The 23,659-nt window shown below is 35.0% G+C and carries 17 protein-coding genes; 10 read left to right on the top strand and 7 right to left on the bottom strand.

The window, feature by feature from the left end; all coding sequences use genetic code 11:
* Window positions 1–16: 16 nt before the first annotated feature.
* From fadD to IDG65_RS05010, 5 genes are all read left to right on the top strand, one after another.
* Entirely contained in the window at window positions 17–1,522 is a 1,506-nt protein-coding gene (fadD, locus tag IDG65_RS05030; protein WP_001008395.1) for a long-chain-fatty-acid--CoA ligase FadD, read from the top strand.
* A 111-nt stretch (window positions 1,523–1,633) separates the two neighbouring features.
* Complete coding sequence (gene fadE / locus IDG65_RS05025) at window positions 1,634–2,845, top strand: acyl-CoA dehydrogenase FadE (RefSeq protein WP_000142182.1); 1,212 nt, start codon at window positions 1,634–1,636, stop codon at window positions 2,843–2,845.
* 186 nt (window positions 2,846–3,031) lie between these two features.
* Window positions 3,032–5,293, top strand: coding sequence for a 3-hydroxyacyl-CoA dehydrogenase/crotonase FadB (gene fadB / locus IDG65_RS05020; protein ID WP_000154534.1), 2,262 nt, complete (start codon window positions 3,032–3,034; stop codon window positions 5,291–5,293).
* A gap of 29 nt (window positions 5,294–5,322) precedes the next feature.
* The gene (locus IDG65_RS05015; RefSeq protein WP_001154635.1) at window positions 5,323–6,507 is read left to right on the top strand and encodes a thiolase family protein; all 1,185 of its coding nucleotides are present in this window, start codon (window positions 5,323–5,325) and stop codon (window positions 6,505–6,507) included.
* Between the two features lie 313 nt (window positions 6,508–6,820).
* Window positions 6,821–6,928: a hypothetical protein gene (locus IDG65_RS05010; RefSeq protein ID WP_031762187.1), complete on the top strand. Its 108-nt coding sequence runs from the start codon at window positions 6,821–6,823 to the stop codon at window positions 6,926–6,928.
* A 181-nt stretch (window positions 6,929–7,109) separates the two neighbouring features.
* Here the strand turns inward: IDG65_RS05010 and coa are convergent, their stop codons facing one another.
* The gene (coa, locus tag IDG65_RS05005; protein WP_000744057.1) at window positions 7,110–9,080 is read right to left on the bottom strand and encodes a staphylocoagulase; all 1,971 of its coding nucleotides are present in this window, start codon (window positions 9,078–9,080) and stop codon (window positions 7,110–7,112) included.
* 189 nt (window positions 9,081–9,269) lie between these two features.
* Between coa and IDG65_RS05000 the strand changes: the two genes are divergently transcribed.
* Window positions 9,270–9,614, top strand: coding sequence for a complement inhibitor SCIN family protein (locus IDG65_RS05000; protein ID WP_000211607.1), 345 nt, complete (start codon window positions 9,270–9,272; stop codon window positions 9,612–9,614).
* Between the two features lie 163 nt (window positions 9,615–9,777).
* Here IDG65_RS05000 and IDG65_RS04995 read toward each other — a convergent pair whose 3' ends face one another.
* From IDG65_RS04995 to pflB, 3 genes are all read right to left on the bottom strand, one after another.
* Window positions 9,778–11,541, bottom strand: coding sequence for a glycerophosphoryl diester phosphodiesterase membrane domain-containing protein (locus IDG65_RS04995; RefSeq protein WP_001670243.1), 1,764 nt, complete (start codon window positions 11,539–11,541; stop codon window positions 9,778–9,780).
* Window positions 11,542–11,876: 335 nt separating this feature from the next.
* A complete protein-coding gene (pflA, locus tag IDG65_RS04990; RefSeq protein ID WP_000911657.1) occupies window positions 11,877–12,632 on the bottom strand; it encodes a pyruvate formate-lyase-activating protein in 756 nt (251 codons plus the stop codon).
* A 22-nt stretch (window positions 12,633–12,654) separates the two neighbouring features.
* Window positions 12,655–14,904, bottom strand: a complete 2,250-nt coding sequence (gene pflB, locus IDG65_RS04985; RefSeq protein WP_000894660.1) for a formate C-acetyltransferase — start codon at window positions 14,902–14,904, stop codon at window positions 12,655–12,657.
* Between the two features lie 587 nt (window positions 14,905–15,491).
* Between pflB and IDG65_RS04980 the strand changes: the two genes are divergently transcribed.
* From IDG65_RS04980 to IDG65_RS04970, 3 genes are read left to right on the top strand one after another with little or no spacing between them, the layout of a single operon-like run.
* Window positions 15,492–16,460: an ABC transporter substrate-binding protein gene (locus IDG65_RS04980; protein ID WP_000837100.1), complete on the top strand. Its 969-nt coding sequence runs from the start codon at window positions 15,492–15,494 to the stop codon at window positions 16,458–16,460.
* Window positions 16,457–18,013, top strand: coding sequence for a sensor histidine kinase (locus IDG65_RS04975; protein WP_000128004.1), 1,557 nt, complete (start codon window positions 16,457–16,459; stop codon window positions 18,011–18,013). The genes IDG65_RS04980 and IDG65_RS04975 overlap by 4 nt, the downstream gene beginning before the upstream one ends.
* Window positions 18,006–18,764, top strand: coding sequence for a response regulator transcription factor (locus tag IDG65_RS04970; RefSeq protein WP_000477521.1), 759 nt, complete (start codon window positions 18,006–18,008; stop codon window positions 18,762–18,764). The genes IDG65_RS04975 and IDG65_RS04970 overlap by 8 nt, the downstream gene beginning before the upstream one ends.
* A 358-nt stretch (window positions 18,765–19,122) precedes the next feature.
* Here IDG65_RS04970 and uhpT read toward each other — a convergent pair whose 3' ends face one another.
* Window positions 19,123–20,502 (bottom strand): hexose-6-phosphate:phosphate antiporter, encoded by a 1,380-nt coding sequence (gene uhpT / locus IDG65_RS04965; protein ID WP_001008722.1) that lies wholly within the window; start codon window positions 20,500–20,502, stop codon window positions 19,123–19,125.
* A gap of 232 nt (window positions 20,503–20,734) precedes the next feature.
* On the opposite strand from uhpT, the gene IDG65_RS04960 reads away from it, so the two are divergent.
* The gene (locus tag IDG65_RS04960) at window positions 20,735–21,229 is read left to right on the top strand and encodes an isoprenylcysteine carboxyl methyltransferase family protein (RefSeq protein WP_000603755.1); all 495 of its coding nucleotides are present in this window, start codon (window positions 20,735–20,737) and stop codon (window positions 21,227–21,229) included.
* Between the two features lie 360 nt (window positions 21,230–21,589).
* Here the strand turns inward: IDG65_RS04960 and IDG65_RS04955 are convergent, their stop codons facing one another.
* Both IDG65_RS04955 and IDG65_RS04950 read right to left on the bottom strand, forming a co-directional pair.
* Complete coding sequence (locus IDG65_RS04955) at window positions 21,590–22,558, bottom strand: sugar phosphate isomerase/epimerase family protein (protein WP_000690405.1); 969 nt, start codon at window positions 22,556–22,558, stop codon at window positions 21,590–21,592.
* 54 nt (window positions 22,559–22,612) lie between these two features.
* Window positions 22,613–23,653, bottom strand: a complete 1,041-nt coding sequence (locus IDG65_RS04950) for a Gfo/Idh/MocA family protein (protein WP_000163820.1) — start codon at window positions 23,651–23,653, stop codon at window positions 22,613–22,615.
* Between the last annotated feature and the right edge of the window lie 6 nt (window positions 23,654–23,659).

Genomic DNA, 23,659 nt, shown 5'->3' with positions numbered 1-23,659 from the left:
TAAAGGGGGTATACTAATGAATTTCGATTGGATAAAAACACGTTCAGACTTCGATGATGACAAGCCTGCCGTTATTGATCACGCAAAACAAACATCTTGGACATACCAACAACTCAATGCACGCGCTGATAATATGGCACATTATTTAACATCTCAAGGTGTTAAAAAAGGCGATGTTATCGGTATTTTTGCGCCAAATGATATTGCAATATTAGATTTACTATTTGCTTGTTTTAAAACAGGTGCGGTTTTTTTACCATTGAATTGGCGGCTTAACCCAAAAGAAATTGCAGCCATTGTGGAAGATGCACAATTAAAACTGCTCTTCTATGCTGAAAAACATTTAAGTTCACTCACCGATATTGACCAAAACTTATTGCATATGGATATTGATGTAGCGCAATATGATGAAATCGTAAATCCAGATTATCACCAACCTTTTCAAGCAACACCTGTTGAACCACAAGATCTTGCAGCATTAATTTATACAAGTGGTACAACCGGATCACCTAAAGGTGTGATGTTCTCATATGAATCATTTGTTCATAACGGCGCAAACTTAGAGCTGACGTATAAGTTCAATTCAAACTATATTACGATTGTATCAACACCAATGTTCCATGTTTTAGGGTTTAACGATACTGTATTACCAGTATTAATGTCAGGTGGCACACTTATTCTTCAACGTTACTTTAACGGCGAAGAATTGAATGACATGATTGCACAATATCACCCTACATTTATTATCATGATTCCGACAATGTATTATAGTACGCTACGTGCTAGTAATTTTAATCCTGAAAATTTTAAAGCTATGGATTATATCATCCAAGGTGGTTCACAACCATTACCAAGTATCCAAGCAGCTTTTAAACAATATGGCATAAACATTATTAACGGCTATGGTTTAACTGAAGCACCTCTTGTACTTGTTAATACACCGGAAAATTCAAAACGTAAGCCAATGAGTATTGGTAAAGCAGTCATGTTCGTTGATGCACGTATCCTTGATGATAACGGTGAGGAAGTACCTACTGGTGAGATTGGCGAACTTGCAATTAAGGCTAAAAATGTCACGCCAGGATATTGGAATAAACCAGCAGAGACTGCCAAAGCATTTCATGGTCGTTATTTATTAACTGGTGACTTAGCGAAGATGGACGACGATGGCGATATATTTATTATTGACCGCAAAAAAGAATTAATCATAACTGGTGGCGAAAATGTCTTACCATCCGAAGTCGAAAATGCTTTAGCTGAGCATCCACTAGTAGACCGGTGTGTGGTCGTTGGCTATGATCACCCAAAATATGGTGAATCAATTGCTGCAGCCATTATACTTCGCGAAGATGAACCTCATTACGCTGAAATTTTAGATCAACATATGCGAAGTCGTTTAGCAGGTTATAAAGTCCCAAGAATGTATGTACCAGTGACACATATGCCGTTAAACAGTACGCAGAAACCAGATAAACTTGCGATTCGACAAATGATGAATGACAAAGTCTCACAAACACTTTAAAGGTGATAAAAATTTTTAGTATTTAGTGTAAGCGTTTACAAATAAAGCGTGTTGTTTTTGAATTAAATGCATTTCACATTAGTATTCATATTATTTTTAGGAGGAATTTATATGACATTTGAAAAAGAAACAGTCTTAAAAACATTATTTCCTGAAGATGTACTTAGTATTGCTAAAGGTTTAACAGACGGTGAAGTCGAATTTTTACAACAAGTAGATTCATTGCTAGAAAGTAAGTACCGTGAAAATATTAATCAACATTGGATAGACGCTACTGTACCCGAGGACTTTTTTAAAAATCTGGGAGAATTAAATTATTTTAACAATCCATTACTTTACAAGGATCGTCCAAACGCCAAAATGCCTAGTCAACTATTTCAGTTTTTCATGTCTTACCTACTCGCGCGATTTGATATTTCCTTAGCTACCCTACTCGGTGTTCACCAAGGTTTAGGGCATAACACTTTCTATTTCGGAGGTAGCAAAGAACAAATTGCGAAATATGTACCTAAATTACAGTCACATGAACTGCGTACATGCTTTGCTTTAACTGAACCAGAACACGGTTCGGACGTTGCGGGAGGTCTTGAAACAGTCGCTGAACGCCAGGGCGATACTTGGGTTATCAATGGTGAAAAGAAATGGATTGGTGGTGCACATGTATCTGATGTCATTCCAGTATTCGCAGTAAATAAAGAAACTGGCAAACCCCATTGCTTTGTAGTCAGACCAGAACAAGATGGCGTCGATATTGAAGTCATTGATAATAAAATCGCACTTCGCATTGTTCCTAACGCACTAATTAAATTAACTAATGTCAAAGTAGATGAAGCGGATCGCTTACAAAACATAACAAGCTTTAAAGATATTGCCAAAATTCTTTATTCAACGAGAGCAGGCGTTGCTTATATGGCTACAGGTGGTATGGCTGGCGCTTTACGTGCCACATTAGATTATGTCACTGAGCGTAAGCAATTCGGCAAACCAATTAGTAAATATCAGTTAATACAAGAAAAGCTAGCAATGATGCAAGGTAATTTAGCTCAAGCAATGGCAACATGTGCTCAATTAGCTAATATGCAAGCACATGGTGAATATGACGAGGTTGCAACTTCAACGGCGAAGATGATGAATGCCTTACGTTTGCGTGAGACAGTAGCTATGGGCCGCGGTATTACAGGTGGTAATGGCATACTAGCTGACGATTATGATATTGCACGTTTCTTCTCTGATGCAGAAGCGATTTACACGTACGAAGGTACACATGAAATTAATGCCTTAGTAATTGGACGCGCTTTGACTGGAGATTCTGCTTTCGTATAAATAGCAAAGAATTATATAAGATACAGTAATTTCACTAAAAACAGACTTATTTTAAGCATAAAGCTTTTTCCTTAAATAAGAGGCTAAGATGACTGTCAAAGATACCTAATTAATTTTATAAAATAGCAACGTTATTCCAATTATCTTAATGGTTATCTTATCCTCAACTAAATTGGAGGAATCACTATGACAATTAATAAAGTAACCGTTCTTGGCGCAGGCACAATGGGCGCTCAACTGGCAGCACTCTTTGTGAATGCTGGACTTAAAGTAAAACTATTAGATATTGTAGTAGACAAAAACGATCCAAATCTCATTGCGAAAAAATCTTACGATAAAATTACAGATAAGAAACGGCCGCTACTATTCGACTTAAATCTAGCGAGTCATTTAACATATGGTAATTTTGATGATGACTTGGTAAATGATGATGCTGATTTATATATCGAAGCAGTCAAAGAAGATATTGAAATTAAGCATGCTGTTTGGCAACAAGTTCTACAACATGCTAAAGAAGATGCTTTATTCGCTACAAATACATCAGGTATTCCAATTAATGCGATTGCTCAAGTATTTAACGAGAAGGATCAAGAACGATTCTTTGGTCTACATTTCTTTAACCCACCACGTATTATGAAATTAGTGGAGTTAATACCTACGTCACACACGAAGGAATCTATCATATTAGATGTAAAAAATTTCGCGCAAAATGTGTTAGGTAAAGGTGTCATTGTCGTCAATGATGTACCTGGCTTTGTCGCAAATAGAGTCGGCACGCAAACAATGAATGATATTATGTATCGCGCCGAGCAACACAAGTTAAGCATTGTAGATGTGGATGCTTTAACTGGACAAGCGATTGGTCGTCCTAAAACAGGTACATATGCGCTATCTGACCTAGTCGGTTTAGATATTGCAGTGTCTGTAATTAAAGGCATGCAACAAGTACCTGAAGAAACACCTTATTTTCATGATGTCAAAATTGTAAATACGTTGTTTGACAATGGCGCACTCGGACGTAAAACGAAACAAGGATTTTACAAAAAGGATAAAGAAACTAAAGCTCGACTTGTTTACGATGTTGAAAAACAAGATTATGTACCTGTATCGCAACCACAATTACCAATTTTAAATGAATTTAATAAAGACTTAGCGCATAACCTTGATGTCATATTCAATGCGCAAGACGAAGCGGGACTATTTTTATGGGAGACATTACGTAATAATTTCTATTACTCTGCTATCAATGTACCTAAAGCTACCGATGATTTCCGAGACATAGACCGTGCGCTTGTCTGGGGGTTCAACTGGAAACTTGGTCCATTCCAATTATGGGATGCAATGGGATATGAACGTGTTAAAAAACGTATGGAAGACGAATTTGGAGACTTACCACAATGGATTAGTGATTTAGATGGTGGCTTTTATAAAAAAGATGAGACCATCGAATATGCAACACCTGTTTCTCACTTCGTAAAAGATGAACTTTGGGATAAAGGTGATGCCAAACTTTCCGTAACTCATGATGATCAACTGTTACTGAAATTACAAAGTAAAAATAATGTCATTACCGATGAATTCAACGATGCGTTAGTTGATGCGATTGATTTACTGGAAAATGACCATTACACAAGTATGGTTATTTATGCAGATGGTAACAATTTCAGTGTGGGTGCTAACCTTTTCTTAATGAAAAAGGCGCATGAAGACGGTCTTGTAGATGATGTCGTTGCACAATCAATTGATAAATTACATTATAGCTTTAATCGTTTGAAGTATAGTTTGAAACCAGTAGTCACAGCTGTTCAAGGTCGTGCCTTAGGCGGTGGCTGTGAGCTTGTACTTTACTCACCTATTGTTGTCGCTGCAAGTGAAACGTATATCGGTCTTGTTGAAGCAGGCGTTGGCTTATTACCGAGTGGCGGTGGCCTTGCAGAAATGGCTGATCGCATATTACGCACATCGCATAAGTTTGATGACAAACAAGCTTCCATGACAAAAGTACTGACGAATATCGCATTTGCGAAAGTCTCTACAAATGCCTTTGAGGCACGTCGTTATGGTTATTTACGTGATACAGATACGATTATTTTCAATACAGCACAACGTGTCGAAGTTGCGCTCAAACGTGCGAAATATGAAGCAGAAACAAACTATATTCCGAATCCTAGACATCAATATATCGCTTTAGGTGAAGACTTCAAAGCATTTATCCAAGGACAATTAGATGCGCAAAGACGGGGTCATTTTATTAGCGACCATGATTATCATATCGCCTTAAATATTGCCACAATTTTAGCGGGTGGTGATTTACCAAGAAATACATTTATCAATCAACGTTACATTCAATCGTTGGAGAAAATTGGCTTTATTGACTTACTAAAATCTAAAAAATCATATGAAAGAATTGCACATATGTTAAAAACTGGTAAGCCATTACGTAATTAAAAGATAGTCATTAAGAGAGGATGATAACCATGCAAGAAGCATACATTGTAGCTTATGGGCGTTCAGCCGCAGCGAAAGCAAAGCAAGGCGCATTATTCCACGAAAGACCTGATGATGTCGCAGCCAAAGTATTACAAGGCGTATTGAAACGTATTGACGGAAAATTCAATAAGAATATGATTGAAGATGTCATTGTTGGTACGGCTTTTCCAGAAGGATTACAAGGACAAAACATTGCACGAACGATTGCATTGCGTACGGGATTATCTGACACGGTACCGGGTCAAACAGTGAATCGCTACTGCTCATCAGGATTACAAACCATCGCGATTGCAGCCAATCAAATTATGGCTGGTCAAGGAGATATACTTGTAGCTGGTGGCGTTGAATTGATGAGTGCCGTACCAATGGGTGGCAACGAGCCCACAAACAATCCCACCTTACAATATGATGATATAGGTGCGTCATATCCTATGGGTTTAACTGCTGAAAATGTAGCATCCCAATTTGACGTATCACGCGAAGATCAAGATGCTTATGCTGTCAGAAGTCATCAACGTGCCTATGACGCACAACGTGATGGTCGGTTCAAAAATGAAATTATTCCAATACAAGTAAACTCAGTTGAATATACAAACGCAGGACCAAAAGTACACACAAATATCTTTGACCAAGATGAATTTATACGACCTGACACCACGATGGAGGCATTAGCCAAATTACGTACAGTATTTAAAGCTGACGGCACTGTGACTGCGGGAACATCTGCCCCACTTTCTGATGGTGCAGGATTTGTAGTTTTAATGTCTGGAGATAAAGTGAAAGAACTCGGCGTGACACCTATTGCACGATTCGTTGGTTATAAGGCAGTAGGCGTTGACCCGAAAATTATGGGTATTGGGCCTGCATATGCGATTCCTGAAGTATTGTCACTCAGCAATCTATCTGTTGAAGATATTGATTTGATCGAATTGAACGAAGCATTTGCTTCTCAAACGATTGCATCTATTAAAGAAGTAGGTCTAGATATATCACGTACGAATGTGAATGGTGGCGCTATTGCTTTAGGTCATCCATTAGGTGCTACAGGCGCAATGTTAACCGCGCGTTTACTTAATGAAATGGGTAGACGTCCCGATAGCCGTTACGGCATGGTTACGATGTGTATTGGTGTCGGTATGGGTGCAGCTGCTATATTTGAGTATGTGCGTTAGAATGGTTGATTTTGGATGAAGCGGATTCGTTTTGTTATTAAATGAAGTAGGCTGAAGTTGAAACAGGTTGAAGTTGAAGCGGGTTGAAGCAATTTCGTTTTATTAATGAAGCTATGTGAAACATAGTGATTGAACAAAAAAGTGGTTTAATGGGATGGTGGGTATTTCCGTTTTAGAATTTAACATTTACACGTCTAATTTTAATCATTGTTTTAAATTTTATGAATCGAAGCCCTTTGATTTAATAATATTTGCTAATGCTAGTAACTTATCTGATTGTTCATGTTTAAAATAAAGAAAACCACTCACATCAGTGTGTGTTCGAACTAGACTTGTAAGTTCCAGTTCGGTACGACTTTCTAAAGCAATTATTATTGCTGTGATTGTCGTATATCACTTAGATGTGCGTGGTTTATTTTAATAGGTTAGTAATATATTAGGTCATGTTATGTTTAAGACTATAATGAATAAATAATTTAGAAATATGCTTCCGATTGTTCGATGCTTTAATTCAGTTAGAAGCATCATAGAATGCATGATTACTGTTGTAAAGATACGTAATGTTTTGTATTGACTGTATATCTTTGGATAGAGTTACAAACTTATTTTGTTACTCTAGGCCCATATGTCGCAGTACCATCTGCATGTGTTGTTACATTGTATGCATTTGTTTCGCTTGGCTTCTTGTATGTCGGGCGAGCTCCGTATGATACTTGGCCATTTCCGTGTGTTGTTACGTTATATGCGTTTGTTTTGCTTGGCTTGTTTTGTGTCGGACGAGCGCCATATGATACTTGACCATTTGCATGTGTTGTTACGTTGTATGCATTTGTTTCGCTTGCCTTGTTTTGTGTCGGACGAGCGCCATATGATACTTGACCGTTTGCATGTGTTGTTACGTTATATGCATTCGTTTCGCTTGGCTTCTTGTATGTCGGACGAGCTCCGTATGATACTTGACCGTTTGCATGTGTTGTTACGTTATATGCGTTTGTTTTGCTTGGCTTGTTTTGTGTTGGACGAGCGCCATATGTTACTGTGCCATCTTGATTTGTCGTTACGTTGTATGCGTTTGTTTCTGATGGCTTATTGAATCTTGGTCTCGCTTCATATCCAAATGTTCCATCGTTGTATTCACGGATACCTGTACCAGCATCTCTATATTTAACATATTTAGGTGTTTTGTTAAATTGCGGTCTCGGACCATATTGAGAAGCTTCTGTTGTTTCAGTTGCTTGAGGTTTAACTTCAATATCACTTGATTCTCCTTGAGTACCTTGTAACGTTGATTCAGTACCTTGTGGTTTTATTTCAAGTTTAGATGAGCTACCTTCAAGACCTTCTAAAATAGGGTTCGTTGTCGTCGGTTGAGTATAATTATCGCTTAAAGATGGTCTGTTTTGTTCCATTGTTGGGAAATCTGGACCTTGAACGATTTCACCTTGTAACGTTTTATTTTCCATAGTTGGATAGTCTGGACCTTTTACAATTTCACCTGTAATTGTGCCCTGTGGAATTTTAACTAATGGTTGTGTTGTTTCTTCAGCTTTACCAGCCGTAGTTTTAACCTCTTGCTGGTTCCCAACTTTAGGTAATTGAGGTTCTTCAACTTTCTTCTCTTCTTTTACAAAAGGAGATTTTGTTACAGTTTCCTCGTATTTTTTGACAGTTTTATTTTTCCAAGATTCGTCTGCTTTTTCAACTGCTTCTCTTGTTTCTTTAACTAACTTATCAAAATTTTCTTTATTCTCTTTTTTCTTTGTATAATCATGAATATTGGGGTCATATTTCTTTATTGTTGTAGGTCTATTCTGATTTGTTTCCATAAAGAAATCATCGACTATTGAATTTAAGTCTTCCATCATTTCTTTTTTTATACGTTCATTAGTGATTCTATTCGGGTTATGCACGTCACCTAGTATTATGTCTAATTTTGCTCGTAATTCTTTAGCATGTATACCAAATTTTTCATGACTATAATACGCTGCAAAAACTGTATCTATTTCACTAACAAATTCATATATTTTATCAGTTTCTTGTTTTTCAGTATTTTCGTCATAAGGCTTTAAGTCTTCATTTTTAGATTGAATATCTCTTACTTCATTATTAAATTTTTCCACAGCGTCTTTTAATGAATTTGAGATTTCATTATATTCATTCATTGTTAAATAGTAAACATTATACTTATGAAATGAATACATTTTTGAATTATCGTTTGGGTAAGTTGCTTTATACCATTTTTTATAATAATCGTATTCATCTATTTTTTTCTTTAATAAATATTGATCTTCTCCTAATATCCTTTCCATTAATTTATCTTTTGCCTCTTTATATTCATTACCACCATATTGATACTCATCTGTTAATGCCAATGCACTTGAAAACTGCTTTTCTAGAGCTTCTATTTTTTCCCAATAATATCTGCTATCTATTAATGTCCCATTTTTACTCTCTTTTTTAACTTGTGATTTCCCATTATAATCCTTTGTTACTATCGCATCTGCTTTGTTATCCCATGTAAATAAGCTAGATGCAACTGCTAATGCGCCTAGCGAAATTATTTGCTTTTTCATAATTTTTTAATTCCTCCAAAATGTAATTGCCCAATCTACATTAAAGAAACAAAATATTAAAAGACATTAACTATATATTAACTAGAATAAACAAAGCATTAACTATCTTTTTGTTATAGTTAATTAGCTTTGCAATATACAATAGTGTATAATTTTTTTGATTAATGTACATCAAAGGAGTAACAAAGCATGACAACACAAATGAAAATCAAAACATATTTAGTTGCTGGTATTAAAGCGGCGCTCCTTGATACGACTGGTATTAAATTAGCAAGCAAATCTGAAACTACATCACATACGTATCAACATCAAGCGCTTGTAGATCAATTATATGAATTAATAGCAAACACTGACTTAAATAAATTATCGTACCTAAATTTAGATGCGTTTCAAAAACGCGATATTTTAGCTGCGCACTATATTGCAAAATCAGCTATACGCACTAAAAATTTGGATCAAATGACTAAAGCGAAACATAGATTAGAAAGTATTTACGATTCAATTTCTAACCCTTTGCATTCACAAAAAAATTAATAATTCACCAATAAATCATGTAAGTGTTTGTGACGCCAAATTTCCTTATAAATCCTTGTCATATGATTATAAACGAATGAAACGATTGCCTATCCCATAGGTGACAATGTTAAAAAGACCTCTGAAGGTATCATCTTGATAACTTTAGAGGTCTTTGTTTATATTATTCAAACAAAATTCTTATAGAACGATCGAAGTATGTTTCGTCTTTCTTTTCTTCTTTAATCTGATCAGCTAATGCTGGGTCATCTGTGATAATACCATCAACATTGGTTTGTAAGTATTTCGTTAAATCTTCTTCGCCGTTAATGGTCCAAGTATAGACTTCTTTATTTTCCATGTGTGCTTGATTAACAAGTCTTGGCGAATAAGAAAAATCTTCGATGACAAAGAAATCTAATGATGTTTCTTTAAAATGACCAAACTGTAACGGGATGATATAACCACACTTGAGATATGGCGCTTCTTTTTTTAACTTAGTCATCACATCATAATCCAATGACATCACACGATATTGATGTTCAACACCATGCTTTTTCAAAATATCAATAACACGTTGTGTATAATCTGCTGGTTCTTTACCATGTGGCTTTAACTCTACTAGTAGCTTCACATTTGATTGTTTAGCCGTTTCAATAAATTCGTCTAAGGATACCAGTTTTGCTTCATGTCCATTTTGACGCATTTTCAAACCGACGACATCTTTGAAATTAGATTCAGAAATGTTTTTATTAACACCTGTTAAACGTTTCAAATTGTTATCATGACTAACAACAAATTGTTTATCTTTCGTCATAATTGTATCTAACTCAATATATTCGACATTCGCTTTTGCAGCAGCTTTCAATGACGGAATAGAATTTTCAACGCCTTTATCTTCGAAACCACGATGGCCAATAATGGATATATTTGTATTGATAGTATTATTGTAAAGTAAGTACATGTTATAACCGATAAAACATGTCACTGCAAGCACCATTGAAATTATAAAGAACCTAGATTTCCGTTTCGGTTTTGGGTATTTAAATTCTAAGCCCGGTTGGTCTAATACATTCTCTTGTTTTAAGTGCAGTACTAACACACTGATTAATGATAATTTCGTAAATAAATAATAGAAGAACAATGCGCTTTTCAATACAACAAATAAAATTGATGAGACTAAAAACTTATCTCCTTCTTCATCTACACAAATAGCAAGATATGTTGCTCCTGAAATAATTAATGTTAAAATCGCACCAATGATGAGTTCCAATATAACTATTTCTATAACAAGTCGAAACTTATTTCGCTTCGTAATTTGCCAACTTAGTCTCATATTTTTAAATAACGACTGGCGGTTTAAAATCGTTAACGGTAGAGTAAATATTAATTTAAAGTTTAATATAAATACAGCAATCATAAAGGTACCGTAAATGATTATACCTTTTGTCGTTTTCATAAGTTCTTCCGTTAAAAATTTAGGTATGTAAATATTTTTTGTTAATACTGAACTTAGTCCTAGGTTAGCAATGGGTATCATTAACATTAAATAAATGACAAAGAAAATAACTGGTACACCTATGAGTTTACGCACATTTACAAAGGCATTTTTAAAAATGGATTTAAATGTAATAATCTGTCGATCAAAGCCGGCATAAACCATATAAACTAACAATGAAAACTCTACATAAATCAGAAAGGCAACACTTAATATGAATATAATAAGAAGTATCACACTGGCAGGGTGACTTACGATTTCCATCCAATTGTTAATCGTAAGTTGGCTTTGCCCAGCTACTTTTAACATCATATTAAATAGTAAAATTAAGTATGTACTACTAATAAAAATCATGATTAACTGCAATAGTAAGGCGTTAATGCTAAAACGCCCTTTATTTTGATACAGTAATTTAAATACTGCCCATATATCTTTACTAATTCTCTTCATAATCACGCTCCGCATTGCTTTAATATTAAGTTTCATCTTAATATTTTTCATTACTCAGGGTCAATAAAAATTTGAAAAGACTCATATTCATATGCAAGTAGCAAATAATAACCCATTCAACATCAGCTAAATGATGATATTGGAACCCCACCTTTAACAAGGCTTCACATTCTTTATCAGCATAGCTACTTACAAAAATGTCTTCCTTCAACCATTGTAGAAGTTGTCTCATATACCTACTACGTCTTGCTATTACTCTATACTCAATTGAAAAAGAAGCATATGCCCCTTCACTCTTGAAGTTACATATGCTTTCTTTTCGGTCTGAATTGTATTTATAATTCAACGGGAATTTTCCCTTTGAAGTTAACATAACGGTAGGCTGCTTTAACAGCTTCATCATCGGGCGCTTCGACATCTTCTAATTCATATGCAATGCCCAATGTTTTCCACTTATGAACACCTAACTGATGATATGGCAGAATTTCAAACTTTTCGACGTTATCAAGAGAATTAATAAATTCCCCTAGTTTAATTAAATCGTCTTTATCATCAGAATAACCAGGCACAAGGACATGTCGAATCCATACAGGTTGTTTCATATCTGACAGTTTGCGCGCGAAGTTAAGGATGTGTGTATTAGGCTTTCCCGTCAATCTAATATGTTTGTCATTATCAATATGTTTTATATCTAATAATATCAAGTCTGTATGTTTTTGTAATTCTTCAAAATGCCTTTGAAATGCTTTTGTATCATTAGCACATCCAGCCGATGTGTCTAAGCAAGTGTGCACACCATTTTCTTTTAATTCTGCAAATAATTTTTCTAAGAATGGCATTTGTAACAATGGTTCGCCACCACTGACTGTTACACCGCCACCCGATGCATCAAAGTATGGTTTGTATGGTAATATTTCATTCACCATTTCATCAACTGTGACTTCTCTTGATGGCTCACTAATTTTCCAAGTATCTGGATTGTGGCAATACAAGCATCTAAGTAAGCATCCTTGTGTAAATAATATATATCTTAATCCCGGTCCATCGACAGTACCTAAACTTTCGACAGAATGTAAGTGTCCCTTAAGCATAGTGCTCCCACCTTAAATTTTGTTACATACTTTCATGGAATGTACGAGAAATTACATCTAATTGTTGTTCACGTGTTAATTTAATGAAGTTAACAGCGTAACCAGATACACGGATTGTTAACTGTGGATATTCTTCTGGATGTTCCATTGCATCTATTAATGTTTCACGGTTAAATACGTTAATATTTAAGTGGTGACCACATTGCATTGCGTAACCATCTAACATACTAGTTAAGTTACGGTTTTGATCTTCTGGTTCTTTACCTAATGATTTTGGTACGATACTGAATGTATTTGAAATACCATCTTTACAGCAATCGTAAGGGATCTTAGCTACAGAACTTAATGAAGATAATGCACCTTTTTGGTCACGGCCATGCATTGGGTTTGCACCTGGTGCAAATGGTTCGCCAGCTTTACGTCCGTCTGGTGTGTTACCAGTTTTCTTACCGTATACAACGTTTGAAGTAATTGTTAATACACTCATTGTATGTTCTGAATCACGATATGTTTTATGACTACGTAATTTAGTCATAAAGCGTTCTACTAAATCAACTGCGATATCATCTACACGGTCGTCATTGTTACCGTATTTAGGGAAGTCGCCTTCGATTTCAAAGTCTACTACAAGACCTTCTTCGTTACGAATTGGTTTAACTTGTGCATATTTAATTGCAGATAATGAGTCAGCTGCTACTGATAAACCAGCGATACCTGTTGCCATTGTACGTACAATTTCTGTATCATGTAATGCCATTTCAATACGTTCATAGCTGTATTTATCGTGCATGTAGTGAATAACATTTAATGAGTTAATGTAAACACCTGCTAGCCAATCCATCATTTGATCAAATTTCTTGAATACTTCGTCATATTCTAATACTTCGCTGTTAATACCTTCGAAGTTTGGACCAACTTGTGCACCAGATTTTTCATCTTTACCACCATTGATAGCGTAAAGTAATGTTTTAGCTAAGTTCGCACGTGCACCGAAGAATTGCATTTGTTTACCAATTGTCATCGCTGATACACAACATGCGATACCATAGTCATCGCCATAGCTTTCACGCATAATGTCATCATTTTCATATTGGATAGAACTTGTTTTAATACTCATTTTTGCACAGTATGTTTTGAAGTTGTCAGGTAAACGTACTGACCATAATACTGTTAAGTTTGGTTCTGGTGCTGGACCTAAGTTATCTAATGAGTGTAAGAAACGGAATGAGTTTTTCGTAACAAGTGGACGTCCGTCAATACCTACACCACCGATAGATTCAGTTACCCAAGTTGGGTCTCCAGAGAATAATTCATTGTAATCAGGTGTACGAGCAAATTTAACAATACGTAATTTCATGATGAAGTGGTCAATAATTTCTTGAACTTCGCTTTCAGTAATAACGCCTGCTTTAAGGTCACGTTCAGCATAGATATCTAAGAATGTTGATGTACGACCTAAACTCATTGCTGCACCGTTTTGTTCTTTAATTGCAGCAAGGTATGCTAAGTATAACCATTGAACTGCTTCTTTGAAGTTTTCTGCTGGACGGCTTAAATCGAAACCATATTTTTGTCCAAGTTCTTTTAATTCTTTTAATGCACGATATTGTTCTGATAATTCTTCACGTAAACGAATTACATCTTCTGACATTTCTGTAGACATCGTGTTGAAGTCGTGCATTTTTTCTTCCATTAAGAAATCTACACCATATAAAGCTACACGACGATAGTCACCGATAATACGTCCACGTCCGTATGCATCAGGTAAACCAGTGATTACACCTGCTTTACGGCAGTTCAACATTTCTCTAGAATATGCATCGAATACACCTTGGTTATGTGTTTTACGATAATCTGTAAAGATTTTTTCAGTTTCTTCGTCTAATTCGTAACCGTAAGCTTCACAAGCTGCTTTCGCCATACGAATACCACCGAATGGTTGCATTGAACGTTTGAATGGCTTTTCAGTTTGTACACCTACAATTGTTTCTAAATCTTTGTCTAAATAACCAGCATCATGAGATGTGATTGTTGAAGCTACTTTCGTGTCCATATCCCACATGCCGCCACGTTCACGTTCTTCTTTCGATAACTGCATTACTTGTTCCCAAAGTTTAGAAGTTGCTTCTGTTGGTCCTGCTAAAAATGAATCATTACCTTCATAAAGAGTGTAGTTTAATTGGATAAACTCTCTTACATCTACGTGTCTGTTCCATCTTCCATTTTTAAATCCTTGCCAAGCTGTTGCATGATTTTTATTTGTTTCTAACATACTAAACGCCTCCATCTGTATAATGTTGTGAATTTGAAATGCTATGTTAACGTTTTCATAGTCATTGTAGCATGTTTGTTGTGATTTTTTTCACATAAATTATGTACAATTTTCATCAAATGTATGTCAAAACATAGAAACTGTACTAATTTGTGTAACAGTAATATGCTAATTGCATTCTGTTACACAACAGTTATAATGTTCACTATTTTCATTGCTTTAAAAGTTAATTTAGGAGTATATATTTGTTTATAAAAAATGATTGTTGATAAGCGTTAAATCAACACTTAGAAAGATTTACTTTTATATATGAAGAGACTGGATTAAATACTTTTATTGACGTAAAAATTCACTTTTGAACCGTTCAATATCTTGCCGATTTTTATATAACAGCTACAAATAAAATATAACAGTTTGATTTTACAGCCTCGGTAAATCGTCTTGACAAACAAAAATTTTTTGCTATCACAACATTTGCAACGTCTTAACAAGTCATCTATAAACATTTCTAAATATTTAACATTACTTATGCGTCATTTATTGCTAAAATTATTGTATTAAAATATACATAGAATTGATGGGATATCATGAAATCAAAAATTTATATCTTGCTATTATTTCTCATTTTTTTATCAGCATGCGCTAATACGCGTCACTCTGAATCCGATAAAAATGTATTAACAGTTTATTCTCCGTATCAATCAAACTTGATTCGTCCAATTTTAAATGATTTTGAAAAACAAGAGCATGTCAAAATTGAAATCAAACATGGATCTACTCAAGTACTGCTTTCAAACTTGCATAATGAAGATCTTTCGGAGCGTGGTGATGTCTTTATGGGTGGTGTGTTGTCAGAAACAATTGATCATCCAGAAGATTTTGTTCCCTATCAAGATACATCTGTAACACAGCAATTAGAGGATTATCGCTCGAACAATAAATATGTTACTAGTTTTCTATTAATGCCAACAGTTATAGTAGTTAATTCAGATTTACAAGGAGATATTACGATTCGAGGTTATCAAGATTTATTAAAACCTATACTTAAAGGTAAAATTGCGTACTCAAATCCAAATACAACAACGACAGGCTATCAACATATGCGTGCTATTTATAGCATGCATCATCGAGTAAGTGATGTGCATCAATTCCAAGACCATGCGATGCAACTGTCAAAGACGTCTAAAGTCATTGAAGATGTTGCTAAAGGTAAATATTACGCAGGTCTAAGCTACGAACAAGATGCACGCACATGGAAAAACAAAGGTTATCCTGTATCAATCGTTTATCCTATTGAAGGAACAATGTTAAATGTCGATGGTATTGCTTTAGTTAAAAATGCACACCCTCATCCTAAGCGTAAAAAGTTAGTGCAATATTTAACAAGCCGCTCAGTACAACAACGATTAGTTGCAGAGTTCGATGCCAAGTCAATTCGAAAGGATGTTAGTGAACAAAGCGATCAGTCTATCGAAAATCTTAAGAACATACCTTTAATACCGAAATCTAAATTACCGGACATTCCACATCATAAATTTTTGGAGATGATTCAATGACGGCATACAAACCTTATAGACATCAATTGAGACGATCGTTATTTGCGTCTACTATTTTTCCAGTATTTTTAGTCCTTATTATTGGACTAGTAAGCTTCTATGCCATCTATATTTGGATAGAGCATCGTACGATTCATCAACATGTTGATGAAAGTCAGTCATCTTTACATCACACTGAAAAGCAGATTCAGACATTTATTACACAGCATAATAATTCGTTTCAAGAGCTCGATTTAACAAATCATCATGATGTTACCGCTACAAAACGTGAATTATTAAAATTAATACACCAACAGCCCGCAACACTTTATTATGAATTATCTGGACCAAATCAGTTTATAACCAATAATTATGAACATTTAAACACTAAAAATATGTATTTATTTTCAACGCATCAGCTTAAATTCAAAAATAGTACATATATGCTTAAAATTTATATGGCTAACACCCCACGTTTAATTGAAATTAAGAAAGATAGCCGACAATTCGCACTTATCGTTGATCAATATGACAATATTTTATACGCCAATGATGACCGTTTTACTATAGGTGAAAAGTATAGACCACAACAATTCGGATTTATGAATGAATCTGTAAAATTAAACCATGCTGACCATCGTCTCATTATTTATAAAGATATACATGAAAACATTGAAGATGGTATCACGTTGTTAATTGTTATGGCCGTAGTTCTTGTTTTACTAGTAATATTTGGTTTCATTAGCGCAGATAATATGGCTAAACGACAAACAAAAGATATCGAAACGATTATTCAAAAAATTTACTATGCCAAAAATCGTCATCTAGGTACATATACGCCTTTAAAAAACAACAGTGAACTAGAAGAAATTAATAATTATATTTACGATTTATTTGAATCAAATGAGCAACTGATCCATTCTATCGAGCATACAGAACGTCGCTTGCGTGATATTCAGTTAAAGGAAATAGAACGCCAATTCCAACCTCATTTCCTATTCAATACGATGCAAACAATACAATATTTAATTACGTTATCTCCGAAATTAGCACAAACTGTGGTCCAACAATTATCGCAAATGTTACGTTACTCATTACGTACAAACTCACATACAGTGGAATTAAACGAAGAGTTGAACTACATTGAACAGTATGTTGCGATACAAAACATCCGTTTTGATGACATGATTAAGCTCCATATCGAAAGTTCTGAAGAAGCGCGTCACCAGACAATTGGTAAAATGATGCTTCAGCCACTCATAGAAAATGCTATTAAACATGGTAGAGATACTGAGTCATTGGACATTACTATACGCCTGACATTGGCACGTCAGAATTTACATGTTTTAGTTTGCGACAATGGTATCGGGATGTCGTCATCTCGCCTGCAATATGTACGCCAATCTCTTAATAATGATGTATTTGATACTAAGCATTTGGGATTAAATCATTTACACAATAAAGCAATGATTCAATATGGTTCACATGCACGACTCCATATTTTTTCAAAGCGTAATCAAGGTACGTTAATTTGTTATAAAATACCACTTTCAAGGGGGAATGTAGATGTTTAAGGTAGTTATTTGTGATGATGAACGAATTATTCGAGAAGGTTTAAAGCAAATCATTCCTTGGGGAGACTATCATTTCAATACAATATACACTGCTAAAGATGGTGTTGAAGCATTATCACTAATTCAACAACATCAGCCAGAATTAGTAATTACTGATATTCGTATGCCACGTAAAAATGGCGTCGATTTACTCAATGATATTGCGCATCTAGATTGTAATGTCATCATATTATCGAGTTACGATGACTTTGAATATATGAAAGCCGGCATTCAACATCATGTTCTTGATTATTTATTAAAACCAGTAGACCATGCACAATTAGAAGTTATTTTAGGAAGACTTGTCCGTACCTTATTAGAGCAACAATCACAGAACGGCCGTAGCTTAGCATCTTGTCATGATGCCTTCCAACCACTATTAAAAGTAGAATACGATGATTATTATGTAAATCAGATTGTTGATCAAATTAAGCAATCTTATCAAACGAAAGTGACTGTTTCAGATTTAATTCAACATATCGATGTTAGTGAATCGTATGCGATGCGAACATTTAAAGATCATGTTGGTATTACAATTGTCGATTATTTAAATCGCTATCGTATTTTACAATCTCTGCAATTGTTAGATCGACATTACAAACACTATGAAATTGCAGACAAAGTAGGCTTTTCAGAGTATAAAATGTTTAGCTATCATTTTAAAAAATATTTACAAATGTCGCCAAGTGATTATTGTAAGCAAGCTAAATAGATTAGCAAATAACTAATGATTATGGCGCCTACATTTTGTTCTATGAAAAAGCGGACTGATAGAGAAGTTTTCACTTTTCTTTCAGTCCGCTTTTTAGAGAGTTTAAATATAAAACAATACTCCCTACAATATCGACACCGCTATATGTCTTTATTGTAAGGAGTAAATTCATTGAGTCACCCTAAGTCGGGCAAATAAGGATACTTCATAACAGGGAATTATGATCTGCCCCGAGACATAGAGATGATATATTTGCAAGGGTAGAAGCAGTATCTTTCATCTCTTCACGCACATGCCGTCGGGGCAGGATTGCCAACTATATTGCAATAGATTGGCGATACTTTTAATCCGATTGATATTAGATTTTTAAACTTCTAATTTTCTTTTCTTCATAGAAAGCAACGATTCCTAATAGAATCATGCCTAGGAATAATGCAACATAGAAGACGATGAAAACATCTGTCCATCCACTTAATGTATATCCAAAGATGTTTAAACCGTTACGTGTTGGATCAGCAATAGCCGCCAAACCAACTTTCGCCATTGAGTCACCGAATAGATACGCGAATGAACCTGTCATTCCGTTTGCTACACTGATGGCATTTTTAGGAACAAAACCAGTCAATGATACACCAATTAATAATTGCGGACCAAAGATTAACGCACCTAATGCAAACAATGAAATGTTAACCATCATTACACTTGTAGCATTTGTGTAGAATAAGACAACAAATGTAATCATAAACATACAGCCAATAGCTACAATTGCACGACGACCTTTTAATAAGTCTGATACGTAGCCCCATAATAAACTTGCAACTAATGCACCAATTTCAAAGTAGAATATCGTATTAACTGCATCGCCTTTACTAAAGTGTAAATGCTCTGACACATATAACGGTGCCCAGTTATCAATACCGATTCGTACAATGTATACAAAGACGTTTGAAACACATAGAATCCATATAACAGGATTTCCCAGGATATATTTTTTAAAGATCTCCCATTTCGTCATACCTTGAGAATCAATATTTTCTTTATCGACCGGCTCTTCCCAAATTTCTTCAGCACGATTCCATCCTAATTCTTCTGGATCATCTTTTCCGATAAATAATGTTGCGATACCAATAAGTAATGCAATCACCGATGGGAAAATGAACATCCCTATAACATTTCCATGGAAGAATACATTAGCACCCCAAAGTGCAACACCACCTGCAATGGCACCACCGATATTATGTGATGTATTCCAAAATCCTAAGTATCGGCCACGTTTCGTTCTTGGCGCCCATCTTGAAATCGTTGAATAACTTGCAGGTCCACCAACTGATTGGAACACCCCGTTAAGTCCCCAAAGTACAATTAATAATCCCATTACAGAACCAAAGTAACTTAAAACAAATCCCATAATTAAAACTGTAATCGCAGATAAGATAAGTAAGAACGAGATAATACGTTTTGTGTTACGTCCATCGACAAAATATCCAAGTAATGTTTTCCCTAAACCGTACGTGATACTAAATGCTAATCCGATATAACCAAGTTCTAATGTAGATAATCCAATTTCCTCTTTTAAAAACGGTTGTGCCGCCTTAAAGTTGTTTCGAATTAAATACATAGCCATATAAACAAAGAACACTACAAAGAAAGCTTGCATAAAGTTTCTAAGCCATAATTTACGTTGTACCGATAATGGAATGCCTTTGTTCGGAATCTTATGGATATCAAAAAAGTTCATCTCTGTCACCTCAATCATTTTCGTTAAGCCAAATATATCACGTCGGTGTAAGCGCTTAATATCCTTAAAATTATTAAATTATCCAAAATACTGAACATAAACACATACTTAGAAACATTTTTATGTACTAAAATTAATAAATAGTTAATAGTATTTGACAAGTTTTATCTATAAAATACTTTATGTTGTCAAAATCAACGTTTATACATATGACATAATGACGGAGGACATCATGATTCTATCTATATTACTTATCTTTTTCTGTATCAGACTTGTCAGCTTAAAGATATCTATTAATCACTCAAAACAATTAAAAGCAGACGGTGCAGTTGAATATGGCGTTAAAAATTCGAAGTTTTTAGCAATAACACACGTTTTAATTTATGTATTGGCTGGTGTAGAGGCATTTATTAATAAAGATACATTTAGCTTTGCAAATGGTATTGGCTTAGTTATATTAATCTTTGCTTATATCATGTTATTTATGGTTATTAAAACTTTAGGTGGTATTTGGACATTAAAATTATTCATTTTACCTAACCATCCTATTATTAAATCTGGATTATATAAAATTACAAAACACCCAAATTACTTCTTAAACATCATTCCTGAATTAATCGGTGTATTATTATTAACACACGCAACATATACAACTATTTTATTAGTACCGTATGCGTATTTCTTATATGTACGTATTAAACAAGAAGAGAAATTAATGAATATTTAAAAAGATGAAAGCCTGTCATCACATTAGTCGACATCGACGTCCATCTTTAAAGTGCGTTCTGAAATATTATATTCAGAAACCTTTAAAGTATGTCGTGTCTATGACCATTGTGACAACAGGCTTTTTTTATTATCATATACCTCACTATCGAAAAGGTTATATACTCTTTTCAATGGTGAGGATTGTTACTGTGAATGGGTATGACCATCGCTAAACACTTATATAAAGTACACCTTCTTTACAAACAATGACATGATTTAAGGTGTGAAATTTTTGGCAATGGCTTGGCGACATATGCATTCATTCAACACTGCCATCAGTCTTACTTCAGACAAACTTCAGACTAACCTCGAGTTCGTATTATGCCCACCACATGTCTGCTGGCTTGTCGTAAATATTAACAGATTTCAAAGTTTGACAAGCTTTTTGGAAACCTTCTTCTACTGACATAATAGGATCTTCATGTTCAATACTTAATACATAATCATATCCATTAATAATAAGTTGACTTATGATATCTGCCCATACATATGGACTATGTCCATAACCAACTGTACGGAATGTCCATGCTCTTGTCGCAACGTTACCATATGGTTGCATATCAGTTAGACCATACATATTTACATTTTCTTGATTAATATACGTATCTTTAGCATGGAAGTGATGAATTGCATTTGCTTGGCCTAATATGCGAATCGCAGCAATTGGGTCAATACCTTGCCACCATAAATGACTAGGATCTAAGTTAGCACCGATATATTCATTTGTAGCCTCACGTAACTTCAACATTGTATATGGTGTATGCACTAAAAATCCTGCATGCAACTCTATGGCAATTTTTACATCTTGCTCTTTTGCAAACTCAGCTAAATCTTGCCAATATGGTATCAACTTTTCATTCCACTGATAATCATAAATTTCAGAGTAGGCTGTTGGCCAAGGTGTAACAGGCCAATTAGGCTTTTTAGCGGTATCATCTGACCCTGCAATGCCAGAAAATGTATTAACAACTGGCACGTCTAATAGATTTGCTAAACGGATTGTTTTACGTAACGTTTCATCGGCTTCTTTCGCTTCTATCGGATCTGGAGAAATTGGATTGTTATGACAACTGAAACCACTTATTTGTAAGCCTCTGTCTGTGATTGACTTCATAAATGCTTGTCGCTTGTCTTCATTTTCTAACAACTCATCTAACTTACAAAATTTATCTCCTGGGTTACCACCTGTTCCAACTTCAATCATATCCAATCCAGATTCTGCGACATAATCTAACATATCTTCAAAATTTTTATCGTAAAATAATACTGAAAATACACCTATTTTCATTGAAAAGCACTCCTTCTTTTTATATTGAGAATTTTGTATCATATATGATAATCATTAAAGTTGTATACTCTTATTATCAAGATCACTACGATAAATCGCTTCTATAAGGGCATTTACATTGCGTGCTTCTTCCGGTTTCACCACAATCTCTTCTATACCTAAACACGCATTGACAAAGTTACGCGCCTGTCTCTCACCAGCAATGTCTTCGTTATGCTCAACATTAGCTTTGCTTTCAAAAATAGTTCCAAAGCGGGGCTCATATATTTCAAATGGAAATAAATTGATACCGCCATCTTCTCCTGATAAACTAACGTGTACCTTATCTTCCTTTATATTTGCAGACCACGAACATTCAAACTGCATGCTTGCTCGATTGGCAAATGTCATATAACTAGTAACATGATCATCGACATCAAATTTAGTGTGATCAAATGTTCCCCAATCATTAATTTGATTCGGTTGTTTGCTCAATTGATTATATGTTTTTCCTAGCACTTCATGCGGCACCATATCTTTACCTAATAGCCACAAAGATAAGTCTAACAAGTGGCAACCATAATCGATTAAACTACCGCCACCTTGCAACGCTTTATTGGTAAAAACGCCCCACCCAGGTACTTTACGCCTACGCATCGCTTGTACACGTGCTACTAATGGTTTACCAACCACACCTGCTTCAATTGCTTTTTTAGCAGTCATAGCGACATCTGTGTGACGATAATGATAAGCGACAGTTAATAATTTGTGATTTTTATTAGCCGCTTCAATCATGCGATCACACTCTTCCGTCGTCATTGCCATTGGCTTTTCGCATAAGACATGGACACCATGGTTCAATGCTTCTATAGAAAGATCAGCATGGAATTTATTGGGTGTACAAATGACCACCGCATCAACAAGTTTAAACAGCTCGCTAGGTGTCTCAACTGCCTGAGGTATATTAAAGCGCTTCGCAACATCAATCATCTGCACTGTATTAATATCTTGTACTGCAACTAATGAGACTGTGTCTTTGAGTTTCAGCAATGCTGGAATATGACGGTCTTGTGCAATACCACCAACACCTATCACACCAACTTTTAATTTTGTCATGATGTG

Source organism: Staphylococcus sp. EG-SA-17 (assembly GCF_017151845.1).
In the GTDB taxonomy this organism is placed as follows: Bacteria; Bacillota; Bacilli; order Staphylococcales; family Staphylococcaceae; genus Staphylococcus; species Staphylococcus aureus.
This window is presented reverse-complemented; position numbering and strand designations above follow the sequence as displayed.